This window comes from Roseomonas populi, assembly GCF_024594815.1.
GTDB lineage: Bacteria > Pseudomonadota > Alphaproteobacteria > Acetobacterales > Acetobacteraceae > Roseomonas > Roseomonas populi.
Map to the genome: position 1 here is coordinate 22,420 of NZ_JANJOU010000022.1, position 18,899 is coordinate 41,318.

Annotated in this window: 18 protein-coding genes; 11 read left to right on the plus strand and 7 right to left on the minus strand. The window is 72.0% G+C overall.

The features are described 5' to 3' along the window. Positions 1-30: 30 nt before the first annotated feature. Entirely contained in the window at positions 31-234 is a 204-nt protein-coding gene (locus NRP21_RS21030; RefSeq protein ID WP_257718200.1) for a hypothetical protein, read from the minus strand. A gap of 60 nt (positions 235-294) precedes the next feature. Then, entirely contained in the window at positions 295-1,317 is a 1,023-nt protein-coding gene (locus NRP21_RS21035; protein ID WP_257718201.1) for a zinc-binding alcohol dehydrogenase family protein, read from the minus strand. 99 nt (positions 1,318-1,416) lie between these two features. Here NRP21_RS21035 and NRP21_RS21040 point away from each other — a divergent pair, with 99 nt between their 5' ends. From NRP21_RS21040 to NRP21_RS21090, 11 genes are all read left to right on the plus strand, one after another. Beyond that, positions 1,417-1,770, plus strand: coding sequence for a winged helix-turn-helix transcriptional regulator (locus NRP21_RS21040; protein WP_257718202.1), 354 nt, complete (start codon positions 1,417-1,419; stop codon positions 1,768-1,770). Beyond that, positions 1,767-2,594 (plus strand): urease accessory protein UreD, encoded by an 828-nt coding sequence (locus NRP21_RS21045; RefSeq protein ID WP_257718203.1) that lies wholly within the window; start codon positions 1,767-1,769, stop codon positions 2,592-2,594. The genes NRP21_RS21040 and NRP21_RS21045 overlap by 4 nt, the downstream gene beginning before the upstream one ends. 42 nt (positions 2,595-2,636) lie before the next feature. Then, positions 2,637-2,939: an urease subunit gamma gene (locus tag NRP21_RS21050; protein ID WP_257718204.1), complete on the plus strand. Its 303-nt coding sequence runs from the start codon at positions 2,637-2,639 to the stop codon at positions 2,937-2,939. A gap of 69 nt (positions 2,940-3,008) precedes the next feature. Then, complete coding sequence (locus NRP21_RS21055) at positions 3,009-3,314, plus strand: urease subunit beta (protein ID WP_257718205.1); 306 nt, start codon at positions 3,009-3,011, stop codon at positions 3,312-3,314. A gap of 3 nt (positions 3,315-3,317) precedes the next feature. Then, positions 3,318-5,030 carry an urease subunit alpha gene (gene ureC, locus NRP21_RS21060; protein WP_257718206.1) on the plus strand — a complete coding sequence of 571 codons (1,713 nt, stop codon included), beginning with the start codon at positions 3,318-3,320 and terminating at the stop codon, positions 5,028-5,030. Positions 5,031-5,038: 8 nt separating this feature from the next. Then, complete coding sequence (locus NRP21_RS21065; protein WP_257718207.1) at positions 5,039-5,611, plus strand: urease accessory protein UreE; 573 nt, start codon at positions 5,039-5,041, stop codon at positions 5,609-5,611. Then, the gene (locus tag NRP21_RS21070) at positions 5,568-6,290 is read left to right on the plus strand and encodes an urease accessory protein UreF (protein WP_257718208.1); all 723 of its coding nucleotides are present in this window, start codon (positions 5,568-5,570) and stop codon (positions 6,288-6,290) included. Before NRP21_RS21065 ends, NRP21_RS21070 begins: the two co-directional genes overlap by 44 nt. Further along, positions 6,287-6,958 carry an urease accessory protein UreG gene (gene ureG, locus NRP21_RS21075; RefSeq protein ID WP_257718209.1) on the plus strand — a complete coding sequence of 224 codons (672 nt, stop codon included), beginning with the start codon at positions 6,287-6,289 and terminating at the stop codon, positions 6,956-6,958. The genes NRP21_RS21070 and ureG overlap by 4 nt, the downstream gene beginning before the upstream one ends. Further along, on the plus strand, positions 6,958-7,527 hold the full coding sequence (locus NRP21_RS21080) for a HupE/UreJ family protein (RefSeq protein ID WP_257718290.1): 570 nt from the start codon (positions 6,958-6,960) through the stop codon (positions 7,525-7,527). Before ureG ends, NRP21_RS21080 begins: the two co-directional genes overlap by 1 nt. Before the next feature lie 75 nt (positions 7,528-7,602). Then, on the plus strand, positions 7,603-9,210 hold the full coding sequence (locus NRP21_RS21085; protein WP_257718210.1) for an ABC transporter substrate-binding protein: 1,608 nt from the start codon (positions 7,603-7,605) through the stop codon (positions 9,208-9,210). Further along, positions 9,207-10,937 (plus strand): gamma-glutamyltransferase family protein, encoded by a 1,731-nt coding sequence (locus NRP21_RS21090; protein WP_257718211.1) that lies wholly within the window; start codon positions 9,207-9,209, stop codon positions 10,935-10,937. Before NRP21_RS21085 ends, NRP21_RS21090 begins: the two co-directional genes overlap by 4 nt. A 1-nt stretch (position 10,938) precedes the next feature. Here the strand turns inward: NRP21_RS21090 and NRP21_RS21095 are convergent, their stop codons facing one another. Genes NRP21_RS21095 through NRP21_RS21115 form a run of 5 tightly spaced genes read right to left on the minus strand, consistent with a single transcriptional unit; the run spans position 10,939 to position 18,897 of the window. After that, complete coding sequence (locus tag NRP21_RS21095) at positions 10,939-13,566, minus strand: nitrate reductase (RefSeq protein ID WP_257718212.1); 2,628 nt, start codon at positions 13,564-13,566, stop codon at positions 10,939-10,941. Between the two features lie 3 nt (positions 13,567-13,569). Further along, on the minus strand, positions 13,570-15,195 hold the full coding sequence (locus NRP21_RS21100) for a sulfite reductase subunit alpha (RefSeq protein ID WP_257718213.1): 1,626 nt from the start codon (positions 15,193-15,195) through the stop codon (positions 13,570-13,572). Continuing rightward, entirely contained in the window at positions 15,192-16,919 is a 1,728-nt protein-coding gene (locus tag NRP21_RS21105; protein ID WP_257718214.1) for a NirA family protein, read from the minus strand. The genes NRP21_RS21100 and NRP21_RS21105 overlap by 4 nt, the downstream gene beginning before the upstream one ends. Then, positions 16,919-18,109 carry an NAD(P)/FAD-dependent oxidoreductase gene (locus tag NRP21_RS21110; protein WP_257718215.1) on the minus strand — a complete coding sequence of 397 codons (1,191 nt, stop codon included), beginning with the start codon at positions 18,107-18,109 and terminating at the stop codon, positions 16,919-16,921. The genes NRP21_RS21105 and NRP21_RS21110 overlap by 1 nt, the downstream gene beginning before the upstream one ends. Then, entirely contained in the window at positions 18,106-18,897 is a 792-nt protein-coding gene (locus NRP21_RS21115; RefSeq protein ID WP_257718216.1) for an ABC transporter ATP-binding protein, read from the minus strand. The genes NRP21_RS21110 and NRP21_RS21115 overlap by 4 nt, the downstream gene beginning before the upstream one ends. Positions 18,898-18,899 lie beyond the last annotated feature (2 nt).

Here is an 18,899-nt window from a genome sequence, read left to right on the forward strand (position 1 = left end):
CGGGCGGGTGGCGTCACCCGCCGGAGGGGATCAGGCGTCGCCGACCGTGACGGTGACGGTGCCCGTGCCCTCGCAGCCCGGGCAGGGCTTGCCCTGGAGGGTGCCGGTGCCGCCGCATTCCGGGCAGGTGTTCTCCGCGGTCTGGGTGGCGTCCGGGGTGGTCTCGTCGCCGGGCGCCGGCATTCCCTCGGCGGCGGGAACGCTGACGCCGGACTTTCCGGATGATTGGGACATCGGGACTCCTCCGCGGGCTGACGGAGGGGGGAACGCCGCCGGGGGAGGCGGCGTTGCCGATCAGGCGCCGAAGCCTTCCAGCACCACCTTGCCGCGGGCGGTGCCGCTCTCGATCAGCGCGTGGGCGCGGCGGAGGTTAGCGGCGTTGATGGTGCCGAAGGTTTCCGTGAGGGTGGTGCGAAGGGTTCCGGCATCCACCAGGCGGGAGACCTCGTCCAGCAGCGCGCCCTGCTCGCCCATGTCGGGGGTGCCGAACATGGAGCGGGTGTACATCAGCTCCCAGTGCAGGGAGATGCTCTTCCGCTTCAGAACGCTCACGTCCAGCGTCGCCGGGTCGTCGATGAGGGCGAAGCGGCCCTGGGGGGCGATCAGCTCGGCGATCTCGGCCAAGTGCTTGTCGGTCTGGGTGGTGGAGAAGACGAAACCGGGGGCGCCGAGGCCGAGGGCGGCGACCTCCGCGGCCAGGGGCTTGGAGTGGTCGACCACGTGGTGCGCGCCGAGCTCCAGCGCCCAGTCCCGCGTCTCCGGGCGGGAGGCGGTGGCGATGACGGTGAGGTCCGTCAGCTTGCGGGCGAGCTGGATGGCGATGGAGCCGACGCCGCCCGCGCCGCCGACGATCAGCAGGGCGCGCGCGGCGCCGGGAACGGTGTGGGCCTTTACCTGAAGCCGGTCGAACAGGGCTTCCCAGGCGGTGATGGCGGTCAGCGGCATGGCGGCGGCTTCCGCGAAGCCGAGGGAGGCGGGCTTGGTGCCGACGATCCGCTCATCCACCAGGTGCAGCTCGGCATTCGTGCCGGGGCGGGTGATGTCGCCGGCGTAGAACACGGCATCGCCGGGGCGGAAGCGGGTGGCGCCGGGGCCGACCGCCTTCACGATGCCGGCGGCGTCCCAGCCCAGCACCTTGTAGCCGCCGGGCTCGGCGGCGGCGCGCATCCGTACCTTCGTGTCCACGGGGTTCACCGAGACGGCGCGGACCTCCACCAGCAGGTCGCGGCCGCGCGGCTCGGGGGCGGGGAGGTCGATGTCGAGGAGGGAATCCTCGCGCTCGATGGGCAGGGAGGCCTGGTAGCCGATGGCACGCATGGTGCTTCTCCGGGGCAATGTTGACCCGGAGATGCGCGATACCATGTGCCGCCGCAAGAACGCACATGAACCGCCCATAGTGTCGAAAAGGATACCGTGATGGCCCGGACCCGCCACGCCTCCCTGGATTGCAGCCCCGGCTGCGCGGTGGAGGCGACGCTCGCCCTGATCGACGGCAAGTGGAAGGGGGTGATCCTGCATCACCTCGGAGAGGGGACGATGCGGTTCAATGAGATCCGCCGCCGCCTGCCGAGCGTGACGCAGCGGATGCTGACGAACCAGTTGCGGGAGCTGGAAGCAGATGGGTTGATCACGCGCCGCGTCTATGCGGAGGTGCCGCCCCGCGTGGAGTACAGCCTTTCCGAGCGCGGGCGGAGTCTGGCACCGGTGATCCGGGCGCTGAAGGAGTGGGGAGACGAGCACGTGATGGCGGCGTTGCAGAAGGCGGCGTGACGGCAGGTTCCCCGCAACACCAGAGGGCGGATGGCGGCGCCGAGATCGTCTTCGGCCTATCCGGCGGGCGCACGGCGCTGCGCCACCTCTACCAGTCCTCGCCGATGCGCGTGTTGTTCCCGGATGCGGAGCCGGGCACGGCAATCATGGGCGCGCTGGTGAACACGGCGGGCGGGCTCGCCGGCGGCGACGTGGTGCGCGTGCAGGCGCGGGTGGAGGAGGGGGCCACGGCCACCCTTTGCACGCCGGCGGCGGAGAAGCTGTACCGCTCCCTCGGGCCGGAGACGCGGGTCGGGACGGCGCTGCATGTCGGGCCGGGCGCCGTGCTGGAATGGTTGCCGCAGGAGACGATCCTGTTCGACCGCGCGCGGCTGCGGCGCCGGCTGGAAGTGGACCTGGCCCCCGGCGCGCGGCTGCTGGCGACGGAGATGCTGGTCTTCGGCCGCGCGGCGCGGGGGGAGCGGTTCCGCGAGGGGTTCCTGCACGATTCCTGGCGCCTGCGGATGGATGGGCGGCTGCGCTGGGCCGATGCGCTGCGGATCGAGGCGCCGGAGGAGGCGCTGGAGGACCGCTTCGGCTTCGCGGGGGCGGGGGGCTTCGCCACGCTGCTCTACGCGGGGGCGGATGCGGCATCGCATTTGCCGGTGATGCGCGATCTGGCCGGGCCGCTCGGTGCCGCCACGATCCCGCGCGAGGGGGTGGTGCTGATGCGCTGGCTGGGCCCGGCCATGCCGGTGCGGGCGGCGCTGGCTTCCGCCATTCCCGCCCTGCGCGCGGCGCTGTTCGGGCTGCCGCCGGTGCTGCCGCGGCTCTGGACCACCTGAGCCACCCGCCGCCATACTTCGCCATCCCTTCGGAGCCCGCCCATGCACCTGACCCCGCGCGAGAAGGACAAGCTGCTGATCGCCATGGCCGCCAACGTGGCGCGGCGGCGGCTGGAACGGGGCGTGCGGCTGAACCACCCGGAGGCGGTGGCGCTGGTGACGGATTTCGTGGTGGAGGGCGCGCGGGACGGGCGCAGCGTGGCGGAGCTGATGCGCGATGGCGCCACGGTGATCACGCGGGACCAGGTGATGGAGGGCGTGGCCGAGATGATCCACGAGATCCAGGTGGAGGCGACCTTCCCGGATGGGACGAAGCTCGTCACCGTCCATCAGCCGATCCGCTAGCATGCGATCGCGCAGGCCGCCGCGAAGCGAGGATCGAAGCGTGAATCACATGCCCAGGAGTGACGCGCGATGATCCCTGGAGAGGTTTTCCCGGCCGAGGGCGAGATCGAGCTGAACGCGGGGCGCCCTGCCATCGAGATGGAGGTGGCCAATACGGGCGACCGCCCCGTGCAGGTGGGCAGCCACTACCACTTCGCCGAGACGAACCCGGAGCTGGCCTTCGACCGCGCGGCGGCGCGCGGGATGCGGCTGGACATCGCGGCGGGCACCGCGGTGCGGTTTGAGCCCGGGCAGACGCGGGTGGTGCGGCTGATCCCCTTCGCCGGGGCGCGAATCGTGCATGGGTTCCGCGGCGACGTGGAAGGGAAGCTGTAGCCGATGCCCGCGAGGATATCCCGCTCGGCCTATGCCGGCATGTACGGGCCGACCACGGGCGACCGCGTGCGGCTGGCCGATACCGATCTTATCATCGAGGTGGAGCGCGACCTTACCACCTATGGCGAGGAGGTGAAGTTCGGCGGCGGCAAGGTGATCCGCGACGGGATGGGGCAATCCCAGCTGGGGCGCGACGAGGGCGCCATGGACACCGTGATCACCAACGCGCTGATCCTCGACCATACCGGCATCTACAAGGCGGATGTGGGGCTGCGGGACGGGCGGATCGCGGCCATCGGCAAGGCGGGGAACCCCGACACCCAGCCGGGCGTGGACATCATCATCGGCCCGACGACGGAGATCATCGCCTGCGAGGGGCGGATCCTGACCTCCGGCGGGATCGATGTGCACATCCACTTCATCTGCCCGCAGCAGATCGAGGAGGCCCTGGCCTCCGGCGTGACGACGATGTTCGGCGGTGGCACCGGGCCGGCGCACGGGACGCTGGCGACGACGGCGACGCCGGGCGCCTTCCATCTGGCGCGCATGCTGCAGGCGGCGGAAGGGTTCCCGATGAACCTGGGCTTTCTCGGCAAGGGCAACGCCGCCCTGCCGAAGGGGCTGGAGGAGCAGATCCTGGCCGGCGCGGCGGGGATGAAGCTGCACGAGGACTGGGGCACGACGCCGAAGGCGATCGACACCTGCCTGGCGGTGGCGGACGCGCTGGACGTGCAGGTGGCCATCCATACGGACACGCTGAACGAGAGCGGCTTCGTCGAGAGCACCATCAAGGCGATTGGTGGCCGCACCATCCAGGCCTTCCACACGGAGGGCGCGGGCGGCGGCCACGCGCCGGACATCCTGCGGCTGGTGGGGGAGGCGAACGTGCTGCCTTCCTCCACCAACCCCACCATGCCCTATACGGTGAACACGCTGGACGAGCATCTGGACATGCTCATGGTGTGCCATCACCTCGATCCGCGCATTCCTGAGGACGTGGCCTTCGCCGAGAGCCGCATCCGGCGCGAGACCATCGCGGCGGAGGACATCCTGCACGACCTCGGCGCCATCTCCATGATGTCGTCCGACAGCCAGGCGATGGGGCGGGTGGGCGAGGTGATCATCCGTACCTGGCAGACCGCGCACAAGATGAAGCAACAGCGCGGGCGCCTGCCGGGCGAGGTGGGCGACAACGACAACCTGCGCGCGCGGCGCTACATCGCGAAGTACACGATCAACCCCGCCATCTCCCAGGGCATCGCCGATCATGTCGGCAGCGTGGAGGTGGGGAAGCTGGCGGATCTGGTGATGTGGAGCCCGGCCTTCTTCGGCGTGAAGCCGGAGATGGTGCTGAAATGCGGCACCATCGCCATGGCGCCGATGGGCGACCCCAATGCCTCCATCCCCACGCCGCAGCCCGTGCATTACCGGCCGATGTTCGGCGCCTTTGGGCGGGCCCTGCCGGCGGTGGGGGTGACGTTCACGTCTCAGGCTGCGATGGAGGCGGGGATCGGGGAGCGGTTGCGGCTGGAGCGGCCCCTGGTGGCCGTGCGGAACACGCGCGGGGGGATCTCCAAGCGCGACATGGTGCTGAACGACCTCTGCCCGCGCATCGAGGTGGATGCCGAGACCTATGAGGTGCGCGCGGACGGCGAATTGCTGGTCTGCGAGCCCGCGAAGGTGCTGCCGATGGCGCAGCGCTATTTCCTGTTCTGAGAGCCGCGATGACCGAAGACAGCCTGCCCCGCGCCACGAAGGTCCTGCCCGCCGGGGAATGGAACGCCGCCGAGGCGCGCGACACGATCACGCTGGACTTCGACGACCGGCACCGGCGGCGGCGGCGCTACACGGGGGAGGGTGGCTTCGCCTTCCTGCTCGACTTGCCGGAGGCGGTGGTGCTGTACGACGGCGACGGGCTGGCGCTGGAGGGTGGCGGCGCGGTGGCCGTGCGCGCGGCGCCGGAGCCGCTGGTGGAGATCACGGCGGGGGACCGGGCGCATTTCGCGCGGCTGGCCTGGCACCTCGGCAACCGGCACCTGCCGGCGGAGATCGGGGCGGACCGCATCCTGATCCGGGACGACCACGTGATCACCGCCATGCTGCGCGGGCTGGGCGCCACGCTTCGGACGGTGCAGGCGCCGTTCAATCCGGAAGGCGGCGCCTATGGCGAGCACAACCGGCAGACCGGGCACCACCACGGGCCGCAGCACGGGCACCATCACCACGACCATGGGCATGATCACGATCATTCCCATGAGCACGGCCACGATCACGGGCATGGCCACCATCACCACTGAGGGCGACGCCGCCCTCTACCGCCTTCTGGCCTGGACATCGCCTGCCTATCCGGTCGGCGCCTACACCTACAGCCATGGGCTGGAGGCAGCGGTGGAGGAAGGGGCGGTGAAGGATCGGGCCGGGCTGGTCGCCTATGTGCAGGCGGCGCTGGGGCGCGGGGCGGGGGCGGTGGACGGGCCGCTTCTGGCCGCCGCATGGCGCGCGGCCGAGGCGGATGACGAGGCCGCGCTGGACGAAGTGGCGGAGCTGGCCTCCGCCTGGCGCGGCACGGCGGAGACGGCGTTGGAGAGCGGCGCGCAGGGCGCGGCCTTCGCCTCCGTCACCGCCGCGGCCTGGCCGGAGCCGCGCTTCGCCGCGCTGGTCGCACGCCATCCCCGGCGGCTGGTGCATCCCGTGGCCTTCGGGGCGGCGGCGGCCTGGAATGGCATCCCCCTGCGTTCCGCGCTGTTCAGCTGGTTGGGCGCCTTCGCGGCCAATCTGGTTTCCGCGGGCGTCAGGCTGGTGCCGCTGGGGCAGACGGATGGGCAGGTGGCCACCGCCACGCTCATGCCCGCGGTGCAGGCGGCAACGGAGGCGGCATTGGCCGCTGACCTTGATGAGATCGGCACCTCCGCGCCGATGCTCGACCTTTTCTCCATGCGCCACGAGACGCAGTACACGAGGCTCTTCAGATCATGAGCAATGCAGTTCGTGCCGCGTCCGGCAACGGACCCTTCCGCGTCGGCATCGGCGGACCCGTCGGTTCCGGCAAGACGGCACTGACCGACCGGCTGTGCAAATACCTCCGCGACACGCACGACATCGCGGTGATCACCAACGACATCTACACGCGCGAGGATGCCGAGTTCCTGACCCGCAGCGGCGCGCTGGTGCCGGAGCGGATCACAGGGGTAGAGACGGGCGGCTGCCCGCACACGGCGATCCGCGAGGACGCCTCCATCAACCTCGCCGCCGTGCAGGACATGAACGAGCGCTTCCCGGGGCTGGAGATCCTGTTTATCGAGAGCGGGGGCGACAACCTGGCCGCCACCTTCTCCCCGGAGCTGGCGGACCTGACGATCTACGTCATCGACGTCTCTGCGGGGGACAAGATCCCGCGCAAGGGCGGGCCGGGCATCACGCGCTCGGACCTGCTGGTGATCAACAAGATCGACCTCGCGCCCCTGGTGGGCGCCGACCTTGGCGTGATGGACCGGGACTCAAAGAAGATGCGGGGGCAACGCCCCTTTCTCTTCACCAACCTGAAGGAGAACCTCGGCGTCGCCGAGATCGCCGAGTTCATCCTGCAATCCGGCGGCATCGATCGCCGCACCCTGCCCCCCGTCCAGCCCCGGAGTGCCGCGTGATGCGCCGCCTTCTGCCTGTTGCTCTCGCCCTGCTGCCGCTGCCTGCCCTGGCCCATACGGGGCTGGGCCATGTGGCGGGCTTCACCGCCGGCTTCGCGCACCCGCTGGGCGGGGCGGACCACCTGATGGCGATGGTGGCGGTCGGGCTCTGGGCGGGGCTGATCGGCGGGCGCGCCACCTGGGCGCTGCCTCTGGCCTTCCTGGCGGCGATGACGGCGGGCGGCGCGCTCGGCATGGCCGGGATCGGGTTGCCGATGGTGGAGGCGGGGATCGCCGGCTCCGTCATCGTGCTCGGCGCGCTGGTGGCGCTGGCGGTGCGGCCGCCGCTTGCCGTCGCGCTGGGGCTGGCGGCGCTGTTCGGGCTGTTCCACGGCCATGCCCACGGGGCGGAGATGGCGCCGGGCGCCGGGGCCGCGGGTTACGCGGCCGGGTTCCTGCTGGCCACGGCGGCGCTGCACGCGCTGGGGCTGGCCGTGGGGGCGGCGGGGCGGCCGGGCTTCCGCGCGGCGGCCCGGGTGGCCGGTGCGGGGAGCGTGGCGGCGATGGTGGCCTTGCTCGTTCTGGGCTGAGGCTGGGTACTGAGGCTGGCGGGGCGGGCGGGAAGGGCCTAGCCTTCCCGCCCGCGACGCGGGGGAACGGGCGGGATGGCGCGAGCTCTGTTCTGGGGCTGTCTGCTCCTCGGTCTGGCCCTGCAGGTGCCGGGCCTGGTGCGGGCGGAATCGCCTCCGGGCACGATCACCATCGCGGTGGAGAGCCCCTTCGGGATTGACCCGCACTTCCTCTTCGTCGGCCCCAACATGGCGGCGGCGCGCCAGATCTACGACAGCATCATCAACCGGGATTCCGAGAGCCGCTTCATCCCGGGCATCGTCCAGTCCTGGGAGGCGCCGGATGACAGGACCTGGCTGCTGCACGTGCGGCCGGGCGTCACCTTCCAGGATGGCAGCCCGCTGACGGCGGAGGACATCGCCTTCTCCATCGCCCGCGTGCCGGCGGTGCCGAACAATCCGGGGCCCTACACCTCCAACCTGCGGACCATCGAGGGCGTGGAGGTGGTGAACGCGCTGACGCTGCGGATCCGCACGGACCGGCCGAACCCGACGCTGATGGGGCAGCTGACGAACATCTTCGTCGTCTCCCGCAACGCCGCGCGCGGGGACGGCACGGCGGCCGGTGCCAGCACGGCGGAGTTCAACAGTGGCCGCGCGGCGATCGGTACAGGGCCCTACCGGCTGGCTGCGATGCACGGCTCCGAGGGCATGTCGCTGGCGCGCAACCCGACCTATTGGGGGCCCGCGCCAGCCTACGAGAAAGCCGAGATCCGCGTCATCGGCAACGACGCCTCCCGCCTGGCGGCGCTGGTGGCGGGCGACGTGGACCTGATCGAGAGCGTGCCGCCCGGCGACGTGGCGCGGTTGGAGCGGGAGCCGCGCGTGACGCTGTTCCGCCGCAACTCCGACCGCATCATGTACCTGATCCCGAATGTGGGGGCGGAGCGGCTGGGGCTGCTGGTGGACGCGGACGGCAAGCCGCTGGATCGCAACCCGCTGCGCGACGTGCGGGTGCGCCGCGCCCTTTCCATGGCGCTGGACCGGGCGGCGCTGGCCTCCCGCGCGCTGGACGGGCAGGCGGTGCCCACCGGGCAGATGGTGCCGCAGCAGTTCGGCGCCTACGACCCCTCCTACCCCGTGCCCCGCCCCGATCCGGAGGGGGCGCGCAGGCTGCTGGCGGAGGCGGGCTATCCCCGCGGCTTCGGGCTCTCCATCGGCTGCTCCAACAACCGCTTCGTCAACGATGCGCGGGTCTGCCAGGCCGTGGGGCAGATGTTCACCCGAGCCGGGTTCCAGACGAAGGTGGAGACGATGCCGGGCAGCGTCTTCTTCCCGCGTACGGTGGAGGGGAAGAACGAGTTTCCCGTGATCCTCTACGGCCTCTCGCTCTCCTCCTCGCGCGATGCCAGCTACATCCTCTCCACCGCCGTGCACACGCGGAACGTCGGGCAGGCCTATGGCCAGGGCAATCGCGGCAGCTTCTCGGAGCCGGAGATGGACGCGGCGGTCCAGGCCGCGATCACCCGCAGCGATCCCGGGCGGGAGGAGGCGCTGCGCGCCGTGATGCGCGCCGCCATCGACCGCGTGCCGATCATCCCGATGTACAACCAGGTGACCCTCGTCGCCGCGCGGAAGGGCGTGCTCTACGAGCCGCGCATGGACGAGCAGTTGCTGGCCCAGCAGGCGAGGCCCGCGCCATGACATCAAGCCCGCGCGCCTCCGGCGCGACGACGACACGTCCCCTCGTTTCCGGCCCGCGCCACGCGATCAGCGCCGGGCACTACCTTGCCAGCGCGGCGGGTCTCGCCATCCTGGAGGCGGGCGGCAACGCGATCGACGCCGGCGTGGCGGCCGGCCTCGTGCTCGGCGTGGTGCAGCCGGACATCGTGAACTTCGGCGGCGTCGCGCCCATCCTGATCCGCCGCGCCGATGGGCGGGTGGAGAGCATCGCGGGGCTGGGGCACTGGCCCATGTCCCTGCCGCCCGACATCTTCATGCGCGAGCACGGCGGCAAGATGCCGCGCGGCGTGCTGCGGACCGTGGTGCCCGCCGCGCCCGATGCCTGGATCACCGCGCTGGAGCGGCACGGCACCATGGGCTTCGCCGATGTGGCCGGGGCCGCCATCCGCTTCGCGGAGGAGGGCTTTCCCGTCTATCCGATGTTCGCGGAGAGCATCGCCCTTCACGCGAAGGACTATGCGGGGTTCCCGACCAACGCGGCGATCTTCCTGCCCGGCGGGAAGCCGCACGCGGTGGGGGAGCTGTTCATCCAGAAGGACTTGGCCGCGACCATCCGCTTCATGGCAGATGAGGACCGGCGTGCCGCCGGGAAGGGCGGGCGGGAGGCCGGGCTGCGGGCGGCGCATGACGCCTTCTACCGCGGCGACATCGCGCGGCAGGTCGTTGCCTTCATGAAGGCGGAAGGCGGGTATCTCTCCGCCGAGGATCTGGCCAGTTTTCGCTCCCGCATCGAGCCGGCCGTCACGCGCGACTGGCGCGGGCACCAGGTGACGACCTCCGGCCCCTGGTGCCAGGGCCCGGCATTGCTGGAGGCGCTGCTGCTGATGGAGCGCGCCGGCTTCAGCGGCATGGCGCACAACAGCCCGGACTACCTGCACCTGCTGGCGGAATGCCTGAAGGTGGCGATGGCCGACCGCGAGTACCATTTCGGCGATCCCGCTTTCCGCGAGGTGCCGCTGGAGGCCCTGCTGGGCGAGGCGCACCTGTCCGCGCGCGCCGCGGCGATCGACCCGGCGCGCGCCCATCCCGGGATGCCATCCCCGCGGCTGAATGACGGCACGGGCAAGCACGAGCGGAGCGAGCGTCTGGTTGCGGCGATCGAGCCGGACACCTCCTATGTCGCAGTGGTGGACCGGGAGGGGAACGCCTTCTCCGCCACGCCTTCCGACGGGACGTGGAACGTGCCGGTTATTCCCGGCCTCGGTTTCGTCGCCTCGCCGCGCGGCACGCAGTCCCGACCCGACCCGGCGCATCCCTGCGGCGTGCGGCCCGGGGCGCGGCCGCGGCTGACGCCGAACCCCGCGCTCTGCGTGACGCGGGAGGGGGCGGTGATCCCCTTCGGCACGCCGGGCGGGGACGTGCAGATCCAGGCCATGCTGCAGGTGCTGCTGAACCACCTGCATTTCGGCATGGACCTGCAGGAGGCGATCGAGGCGCCGCGCGTGGCGACCTATTCCTTCCCCTCCTCCTTCGCGCCCTATGACTATTTCCCGGGGCGCCTGGCGGTGGAGGCGCGCATCCCCGGCGCCACGCGGGATGCGCTGCGGGCGCGCGGGCACGATATCCAGGACTGGCCGGACTGGACCTGGCTGGCGGGCAGCGTGGAGGCGGTGCGCTACGATCCCGTCACGGGCGTGAAGGCGGGCGCGGCCGATCCGCGGCGCCCGGCCTACGCGCTGGCGATGTAGGTCAGGCCGGAGCCATCTCGGCCGCCAGCAGGGCGGCGATCTCCGGGCGGCAGGAGCCGCAACTCGTGCCAGCGCGCGTCACCTCGCCCACGGCGGCCACGCTGCCATGGCCCGCGCGAATGGCGCGGCACACGCTCTCCTTCGTCACGCTGTTGCAGACGCAGAGCGTGGGCGAGGGCGGCGGGCCATCCGCCGGGCGGCCGGCGAGGAGGGCGGCGGCGCCCGCCACGCCTTCCCCGGCCAACAGGCCGGCCAGCCAGTCGCGCGGGGGCAGGCGGTGGTCAGGGCCGATGAAGAGGACGGCCTCGGGACGGCCCTGCCGCATCAGGGCGCCGCGGTGCAGCCCGGCGGCGGGGTCGTCCAGCCGGACCCATTCGGTGCCCGGCTCCTCCAGCAGGGCGGCGAGGCGGGTGAAGGCCTCTTCCGGAGGTTCGGCGCCTGCGAGTTCGTGCCGGAACACGCCGGGGCCGGCGAGGGCCAGCGCCACCCAGTCCGCAACTCTCGGGCCGAGGCTGCGGCGGGCGATGAGGAAGCCGTGCCAGGCCGGGGTGAAGGCGGAGAGCGCGACGCGGGCGGATTTCAATGCGGGCTGGGCGGAGACGGGATCGACGGCGGGCGGGATGGTGCCGTTGATGCGGGCGGCGGGGGCGCGCTCGGCCGTCCAGTGCATGGGCGCGAAGGCGGTGCCGCGGCGCTGGCCCGTGTCGTGGCGCAGGCGGAGGACGGCGGAGGCGCCCGCGTGGCTGGCGATGCGGGCGAGGCTGCCGTCGGGCAGGTCCGCCGCGTCGGCGGGGTGAACCACCAACTCCGGTTCCGGCTTGTGGGCCATCAGCCGGGGCACGCCCCCCGTGCGGGTCATGGTGTGCCACTGGTCGCGCAGCCGGCCGGTGAGGAGGGTGAGGTGGCCATCCCCCTCCGGGCGCGGCTTGTGAGCGACGGGGACGAAGCGGGCGCGGCCGGCGGGAAAGGCGCCGTCGGCGAAGAAGCGGGGCGTGGTGGCGCCCTCGGCGGGCACGGGCCAGCGGGTGGGGGGCAGGGCGGCGTAGTCGGCGTCGGAGAGACCGGCGAGGCCGGAGATGTCGAAAGCGCGGGTGCCGTTGTTACCGAGGCCTGTGAGGGCCGCGTGCTCCCGGAAGATCGCGGCGGGGTCGGGCCAGGCGAAATTGGCGCCCCAGCCCAGGCGGGCGGCGACCCCGGCGATGATCCACCAGTCCGGCCTTGCCTCTCCGGGCGGTGGCAGGAAGGCGCGCTGGCGGGAGATGACGCGCTCCGAATTGGTGACGGTGCCGTCCTTCTCCGCCCAGCCCAGCGCGGGCAGGCGGACATGGGCGAAGGCGGCGGTGTCTGTGTCCCGCATGACCTCGGAGACGACGAGGAAGGGGGCGCGGCGCATGGCGTCCCGCGCGACTTCGGCTTCCGGCAGGGAGACGGCAGGGTTGGTGGCCATGACCCAGAGGGCGCCGATTCTGCCAGCGCCGAGGGCGCGGAACAGGTCCACCGCCTTCAGCCCGGGGCTGGTGGCGAGGTTGGGGGCGTTCCAGTGCTGGCGCACCAGGTCAGCCTCACCGGGCACGGACCAATCGAGGTGGCCCGCGAGGACGTGGCCGAGCGCGCCCACCTCCCGCCCGCCCATGGCGTTGGGCTGGCCGGTGATGGAGAAGGGGCCGGCGCCGGGCTTGCCGATGCGGCCCGTCAGCAGGTGGCAGTTGATGATGGCGTTGGCGCCGTCCGTGCCCGTCTCAGACTGGTTGATGCCCTGGGACCAGAGGGTGACGGTGCGCGGGGTTTCCGCGAACAGGCGCAGGAAGGTGGCGAGGTCGGCGGGGTTCAGGCCCGTGCGCTCCGCAGCGTTGGCGGCATCGGCGTGGGCGGCGGTGAGGGTGGCGTCCAGGCCCTGGGTGTGGGCGTAGACATAGGCGTGGTCGGTCAGGCCGTGGTCGTGCAGATGGGCGAGGAGGGCGTTGAAGAGGGCGACGTCGGAGCCCGGCTTGATGCCGAGGTGCAGGTCCGCACCCTCCGCGCTTGGCGTGCGGCGAGGATCGACGATGACGAGGCGCATGGAGGGCCGCACGGCCCGCGCCGCCGCGATGCGCTGGAACAGGACGGGGTGGCACCAAGCGAGGTTGCTGCCGACGAGGACGACCAGGTCGGCCTCCTCCAGGTCCTCGTAGAGGCCGGGCACCACGTCCTCGCCGAAGGCGCGCTTGTGGGCGGCAACGGCGCTGGCCATGCAGAGGCGGGAGTTGCTGTCGATGTTGGAGGTGCCGAGGAAGCCCTTCGCCAGCTTGTTGGCGGCGTAGTAGTCCTCCGTGAGAAGCTGGCCGGAGACGTAGAGGGCGACGCCATCGCGGCCGAGTTCGGATTGGGCGCGGCGGAAGCCTTCCGCCACGGCGTCCAGCGCGGCGTCCCAGGACGCGCGCTTGCCGCCGACTTCCGGGTGCAGCAGGCGTCCCGGCAGGTCCAGCGTCTCGCCCAGCGCGGTGCCCTTGCTGCAGAGGCGGCCCTTGTTGGCGGGGTGCTCCGTGTCGCCCGCGATGCGCCCGTCCGGCGCGGCGAGCACGCCGCAGCCGACGCCGCAATAGGGGCAGGTCGTGCGCGTCAGGCCGGAGGGCGGGGGCAGCGCGTCCATGGCTCAGTACACGTCGCGCTGGTAGCGGTTCTGGCGGGCCAGGGCGACGATCCAGTCGCGCGCGGCGTCGGCGTCCATGCGGCCCTCGCTCATCGCGATCTCGCGCAGGGTGGTGTCCACGTCCTTCGCCATGCGGGCGGCGTCGCCGCAGATGTAGAAGCGTGCGCCGTCCTGGAACCAGCGCCACAGGTCGGCGGCGCTCTCCTTCATACGGTTCTGGACGTAGACTTTCGGCGCGCCGGGATCGCGGGACCAGGCCAGCGACAGGCGCTCCAGCGTGCCGTCGGCCCTCCAGCCCTCGATCTCCTCGCGGAAGAGGTAGTCGGTGGCGGATTTCTGGTCGCCGAAGAAGAGCCAGGTGCGGCCCTTGATGCCCTGCGCGGCGCGGTGTTGCAGGAAGGCGCGGAAGGGCGCGATGCCCGTGCCGGGGCCGCACATGATGACGGGGGTGTTCGGATCCTCCGGCAGGCGGAAGTGGGAGACTTGCATGTAGGCGGGCATGATCTCGGTGATCGCGCGCTCGCGGTCTCCCGGCGCAGCGTGGCCTTCGCCTTCCACGAGGTCGGGGAGGGCGCGGAAGCCGAGATGGGAGGAGGCGACGCCCTGCCGCACGCGGCCCCGGCGTTCGGCCTTCACCACGGAAACGCAGAGCTCGACCTTCCCCGGTACGGCGAGAGGGGAAGAGGCAATGGAGTAGAGGCGCGGCTTGAGGCCGGGAAGGGAGGCAGCGAGGTCGGCCAGCGGAGGACGCGCGGAGGGGAAGTGCTCCAGCAGGTCCAGCAGGTCGGCGTCCTGCGGCTGCGCGTCGTCGTCGCCGTCCGTCAGCTTGCGGAGCATGGCCGCTTCCTTCGCGTCGCGCGCGGCGCCGGCGAGGAGGTCCGTGGTGCGGTCCAGCGGGCGGGCGATGGCGAGATGCGTCAGGAAGGCCTCGCGCGCGGGGCGGGTGATGCCGTCGGGGCAGGGCACCGGCTCCTCGCCCGTGGCGCCGAGGGCGACGAGGCAGGCTTCCACCAGTTCCGGGTCGTTCGGCGCCAGCAGGCCGAGGCTGTCGCCGGGATCGTAGCGCAACCCGCTGCCTTCGAGGTCCAGCACGACGTTGCGGACATCCTTGGCGGAGGCCTCGCCGGAGAGCTTGTGCGCGGCCAGGACGCGGATGGGCACCAGTTCCGGCCCGGTGGACTTCAGCGGCGCGGCGGGCGCGGGGGCGGCGGGCGCCTCGGCCTGCAAGGCCTTCAGCGCCTTCTGGGTCGCCTTGCCGCCGGGGACGCAGAGGGAGAGGGAGCCTTCCGCACCGGAGGCGATTGCTTCCGCGTAGCTCTTGCAGACATAGCCGCACTGGCCGCAATCCAGCTGCGCCATGGCGGCCATGTAGCGGCGCGACTGCGGCTTGCCGGCGGCCATCGCTAGCCGCTCGTCCAGCGAGAGCGCGGGGTCGTGCCAGGGGAAGTCCTCTTCCGGTTCCGGCGCGGGGGCGGCGGATACACCGGGGGCCGAGGCGCCGCCGTAGAGGCCGGCGAGGAAGCCGTTGAGCCAGGCACGCTGCTCCGGCGTGAAGGGTGCGCTTTCCGGGATCATCGGGGTGGGGACGGGGCCGGGGAAGGCGGCCGCGACGGGGGAGATGGCGTTCACGCGTCGATCTCCGCGGGGCTGCGCCCGGCCATGGCGAGGAGTTCGGCCTCGCTGTGGCGATCCGTGAAGGCCTGGAAGGTGAGGTCGGGGGCTTCGTGCTGCCAGGCGCGCAGCAGGGCCAGCACGGGCGGGCCCAACTCGTCATGCGCCACCTTCGGAAGGATCAGGCGGCCGATGCGCTGCTCCAAGCCCGTGCCGCCGCCGACATGGAGGTAGTAGCCCTCCACCTCCTCCTCGCCGCGCTCCACCTTGGCGCCGATCAGGCCGATATCGCCGATGTAGTGCTGGGCGCAGGAGTTGTGGCAGCCGGTGAGGTGGATGTTGATCGGGCGCGTGACGGCGATGCGGGCGTCCAGGTAGTCCGCCAGCGCCGCCGCGTGCTGCTTCGTGTGGGCGGCGGCGAACTTGCAGCCGGCGGCGCCGGTGCAGGCGACGAGGCCGCCGCGGACGTGGCTGGCGGTGGTGCCGAAGCCGATCGCCTCGATCTTGCGGCAGGCTTCCGCCATGCGGTCGCGCGGGATGTCGGAGATCAGGAGGTTCTGCCAGACCGTCAGGCGCAGGGTGCCGCTGCCATAAGTGTCGGCGATGCGGGCGAGGGCGCGGAACTCGCCGGCCGTGATGCGGCCGACGGGCAGGACGACGCCGACATATTGAAGGCCTTCCTGCTTCTGGTCGTGCACGCCGAGATGGCCGTGCTTGTCGGCGGGCGGGGCGGTCTCGCCGCCATCCACCTCGCGCAGCGGTGCGCCGAGCTGCGCCTCCACCGCCTCGATGAAGCGGGGCAGGCCCCAGGAGTCGAGGAGATACTTCAGGCGGGCCTTGCGGCGGTCTGTGCGATCGCCGTGTGCGAGGAAGACGCGGAGGATGGCGTCGCAGACCTTCACCACGTCATCGGGGGCCACCACGCGGCCGGTGCGGCGCGCGAAGTCGCGGTGGCCGGTGATGCCGCCCAGCGCCAGGCGGAACAGCACCTCGTCGCCGACCTTCACGGCGGTGAAGGCGATGTCGTTCGTGTCCTCCACCACGGCCACGCGGCTGCCGCCGTCGATGGAGATGTTGAACTTGCGTGGCAGGCCGAAGAGGTCGCGTGTGTTCAGGATGTGATGGTGCAGCTTGCGGACGATGGAGCGGGTGTCGATCAGCTCGTGCGGATCGATGCCGGAGGTGGGGGAGGCGGTGATGTTGCGGATGTTGTCCGCGCCGGTGCCCTTGGGGATGATGCCGAGATCGGCCAGCCGCTCCAGCAGCTCCACGCCCTTGTTCGCGGGGATCTCGCGGATCTGCAGGTTGTTGCGGGTGGTGGCGTCCACGTAGCCGCCGCCGCACTCCTCCGCGATGGCGGCGATGCCGCGCGCCTGGTGGGTGGGGAGGATGCCGCCGGGAATTCGCAGGCGGCACATGAAGGAATCCTGCGTCGGGCCGACGTAGAACAGCCCGTGCCAGCGGGTGGCGAGGTTCTCCAGCCCGTGGGGGAACTTGCCCGCCTTGGCGCGGGCCTCCACCTCGTCCCAGCGGTCCAGCGGGTGGCGCTCCCGCTTCATCTTCTCCTCGGGGTTCAGCTTGCCGCCGGCGGCCACCGCCGCGTCCTGCGCGGCGCGCATCGCGTCGGGCGGGGCGCTGCCCTCGGAGGAGCCGCCGGGGGAGAGGGTGCCGCGGCGGGCCTCGACGCCCGCCATGAAGCCCTGGAGGTAGTTCTGCTGCTCGGGGGTGAAGTTGCCGTCCATCACGCCGCGTCCTGGAAGTAGGCCTGACCGAGCGCGGCCTCCGCACGGGAGGCGACGGCTTGGCCGCTTGAGATGAGGGTCTGGTAGAAGCCGGCCTCGGCCGTGTCGCCGTAGAGCACGGCGCCGACGAGGCGGCCTTCGCGCCACCACAGGCGGCGGTAGGATTCGCCGGCGCGCAGCGTCACCGCCTCCGCATCGGCTGGCGCCACCTCGCCGCCGGACCAGACATGGGTGCCGGAGACCTTGAGGGCGGCGGATTCCGAGCGAGGCGCCCAGATGGCGGCCTCTCCGGCGATGGTGGCGGCGGCGATCTCCGCTTGCTCCAGCGCAGGGGCGACGAGGCCGATCAGGCGGCCCTCCACCTCCGCGCACTCGCCGATGGCGAGGACGTGCGGGTCGCTGGTGTGCATGGCGGCGTCGGCCACGATGCCGCGCGCCACCTCCAACCCGCTGGCCCTCGCCAGATCGGTGTTCGGGCGCACGCCGACGCACATGACGACGAGGCGGGCGAGGATGCGCTCGCCGGTCTTCAGCAGCACGGCCTCCGCGCGCTCCCGGCCCTCGATGGCAACCGTGGCGGCGGGCATGTGGATGGTCAGGCCGCGGGCGCGCAGGCGGTTCGCCAGCAGCGTGCCCGCGTCATAGTCCAACTGCCGTTCCATGGGCCAGCCTACGGCGTGGAGCACCGTGACCTTCATGCCGCGCGCGGCGAGGCCGACGGCGGCTTCCAGGCCCAGAAGCCCGCCGCCGATGACCACGGCGGGGCCGCCATCGCGCGCGGCCTGGAGCATCTGGCGGCTCTCGGCCAGGTCGCGCCAGGCGATGACGCCGGGCAGGTCCGCGCCGGGCAGGGGCAGGCGGAAGGAGCGGCTGCCTGTGGCGATGACGCAGCGGTCGTATGGGATGCACTCGCCTCGGGCGGTGATGGCCTCGCGCGCTGGGAGGTCCAGGCGCTCGATGCGGGTGCCGGGGCGGTAAAGGACGCCCGCCGCGCGCAGGTCGGCGAGGGAGTGGGTGATCAGCGCCTCCTGGGTCATGTCGCCCACGAGGTGCTTGGAGAGCGCGACCCGGTCGTAGGGCAGGGCGGGCTCAGCACCCGCCAGCACCACCGTGGCGCCGGGCACGCGCCCCGCAATCCGCAGGGCGCAGCGCGTGCCGGCCGGGCCGGCGCCGACGACCAGGACCTTCATGCCGCCTTCAGCCCAGGGGCCGCGTGGCGGTGGTGCAGGAACTCCAGCACGGCCGCGCGGGCCGAGATGAAGCGGGCGTCGGTGGCCAGGGCCAGCCGGTCGCGCGGGCGGGGCAGGTCCACCTCCAGGATCTCGCCGATCCGGGCGTTGGGGCCGTTGGTGAGCATCACGATGCGGTCGGAGAGCAGCACGGCCTCGTCCACGTCGTGGGTGATCATCATCACCGTGGTGCCGAGCTCGGCATGGATCTGCATCACCTGGTCCTGCAGGTGGGCGCGGGTCAGGGCATCCAGCGCGCCGAAGGGCTCGTCCAGCAGCAGGACCTTCGGCTTCATCGACAAGGCGCGGGCGATGCCGATGCGCTGCTTCATGCCGCCGGAGATCTCGCCCGGGCGCTTGTCCTTCGCGTGGGTCATGCGGACGAGGGCGATGTTCGCCAGCGTCCACTCGTGCCGTTCGGCCCGGGACATCTGCTTCGAGAGCGTCTGGTCCACGGCGAGGCGGACGTTCTCGTAGCAGGTGAGCCAGGGGAGGAGGGAGTGGTTCTGGAACACCACGGCGCGGTCCGGACCGGGGCCGGAGATCTCCCGCCCATCCAGCACCACGCCGCCGCGCGTGGCGTCCAGCAGGCCCGCCACCACGTTCAGCAGCGTGGACTTGCCGCAGCCGGAATGGCCGATGACGGAGATGTACTCGCCGCGGCTGATCTTCAGGTCCACGCCGTTCAGCACCGGCACGCGGGAGCCGTTGAAGGCGATGGTGACGTCGGAGATGTCGAGGAAGCTCATGG

Bases quoted from the DNA above. Each gene is read 5' to 3' on its own strand.
- NRP21_RS21030 (WP_257718200.1), bottom strand. From the start codon at position 234: ATGTCCCAATCATCCGGAAAGTCCGGCGTCAGCGTTCCCGCCGCCGAG.
- NRP21_RS21035 (WP_257718201.1), bottom strand. From the start codon at position 1,317: ATGCGTGCCATCGGCTACCAGGCCTCCCTGCCCATCGAGCGCGAGGAT.
- NRP21_RS21040 (WP_257718202.1), top strand. From the start codon at position 1,417: ATGGCCCGGACCCGCCACGCCTCCCTGGATTGCAGCCCCGGCTGCGCG.
- NRP21_RS21050 (WP_257718204.1), top strand. From the start codon at position 2,637: ATGCACCTGACCCCGCGCGAGAAGGACAAGCTGCTGATCGCCATGGCC.
- NRP21_RS21055 (WP_257718205.1), top strand. From the start codon at position 3,009: ATGATCCCTGGAGAGGTTTTCCCGGCCGAGGGCGAGATCGAGCTGAAC.
- ureC (WP_257718206.1), top strand. From the start codon at position 3,318: ATGCCCGCGAGGATATCCCGCTCGGCCTATGCCGGCATGTACGGGCCG.
- NRP21_RS21065 (WP_257718207.1), top strand. From the start codon at position 5,039: ATGACCGAAGACAGCCTGCCCCGCGCCACGAAGGTCCTGCCCGCCGGG.
- NRP21_RS21070 (WP_257718208.1), top strand. From the start codon at position 5,568: ATGAGCACGGCCACGATCACGGGCATGGCCACCATCACCACTGAGGGC.
- ureG (WP_257718209.1), top strand. From the start codon at position 6,287: ATGAGCAATGCAGTTCGTGCCGCGTCCGGCAACGGACCCTTCCGCGTC.
- NRP21_RS21080 (WP_257718290.1), top strand. From the start codon at position 6,958: ATGCGCCGCCTTCTGCCTGTTGCTCTCGCCCTGCTGCCGCTGCCTGCC.
- NRP21_RS21085 (WP_257718210.1), top strand. From the start codon at position 7,603: ATGGCGCGAGCTCTGTTCTGGGGCTGTCTGCTCCTCGGTCTGGCCCTG.
- NRP21_RS21090 (WP_257718211.1), top strand. From the start codon at position 9,207: ATGACATCAAGCCCGCGCGCCTCCGGCGCGACGACGACACGTCCCCTC.
- NRP21_RS21095 (WP_257718212.1), bottom strand. From the start codon at position 13,566: ATGGACGCGCTGCCCCCGCCCTCCGGCCTGACGCGCACGACCTGCCCC.
- NRP21_RS21105 (WP_257718214.1), bottom strand. From the start codon at position 16,919: ATGGACGGCAACTTCACCCCCGAGCAGCAGAACTACCTCCAGGGCTTC.
- NRP21_RS21110 (WP_257718215.1), bottom strand. From the start codon at position 18,109: ATGAAGGTCCTGGTCGTCGGCGCCGGCCCGGCCGGCACGCGCTGCGCC.
- NRP21_RS21115 (WP_257718216.1), bottom strand. From the start codon at position 18,897: ATGAGCTTCCTCGACATCTCCGACGTCACCATCGCCTTCAACGGCTCC.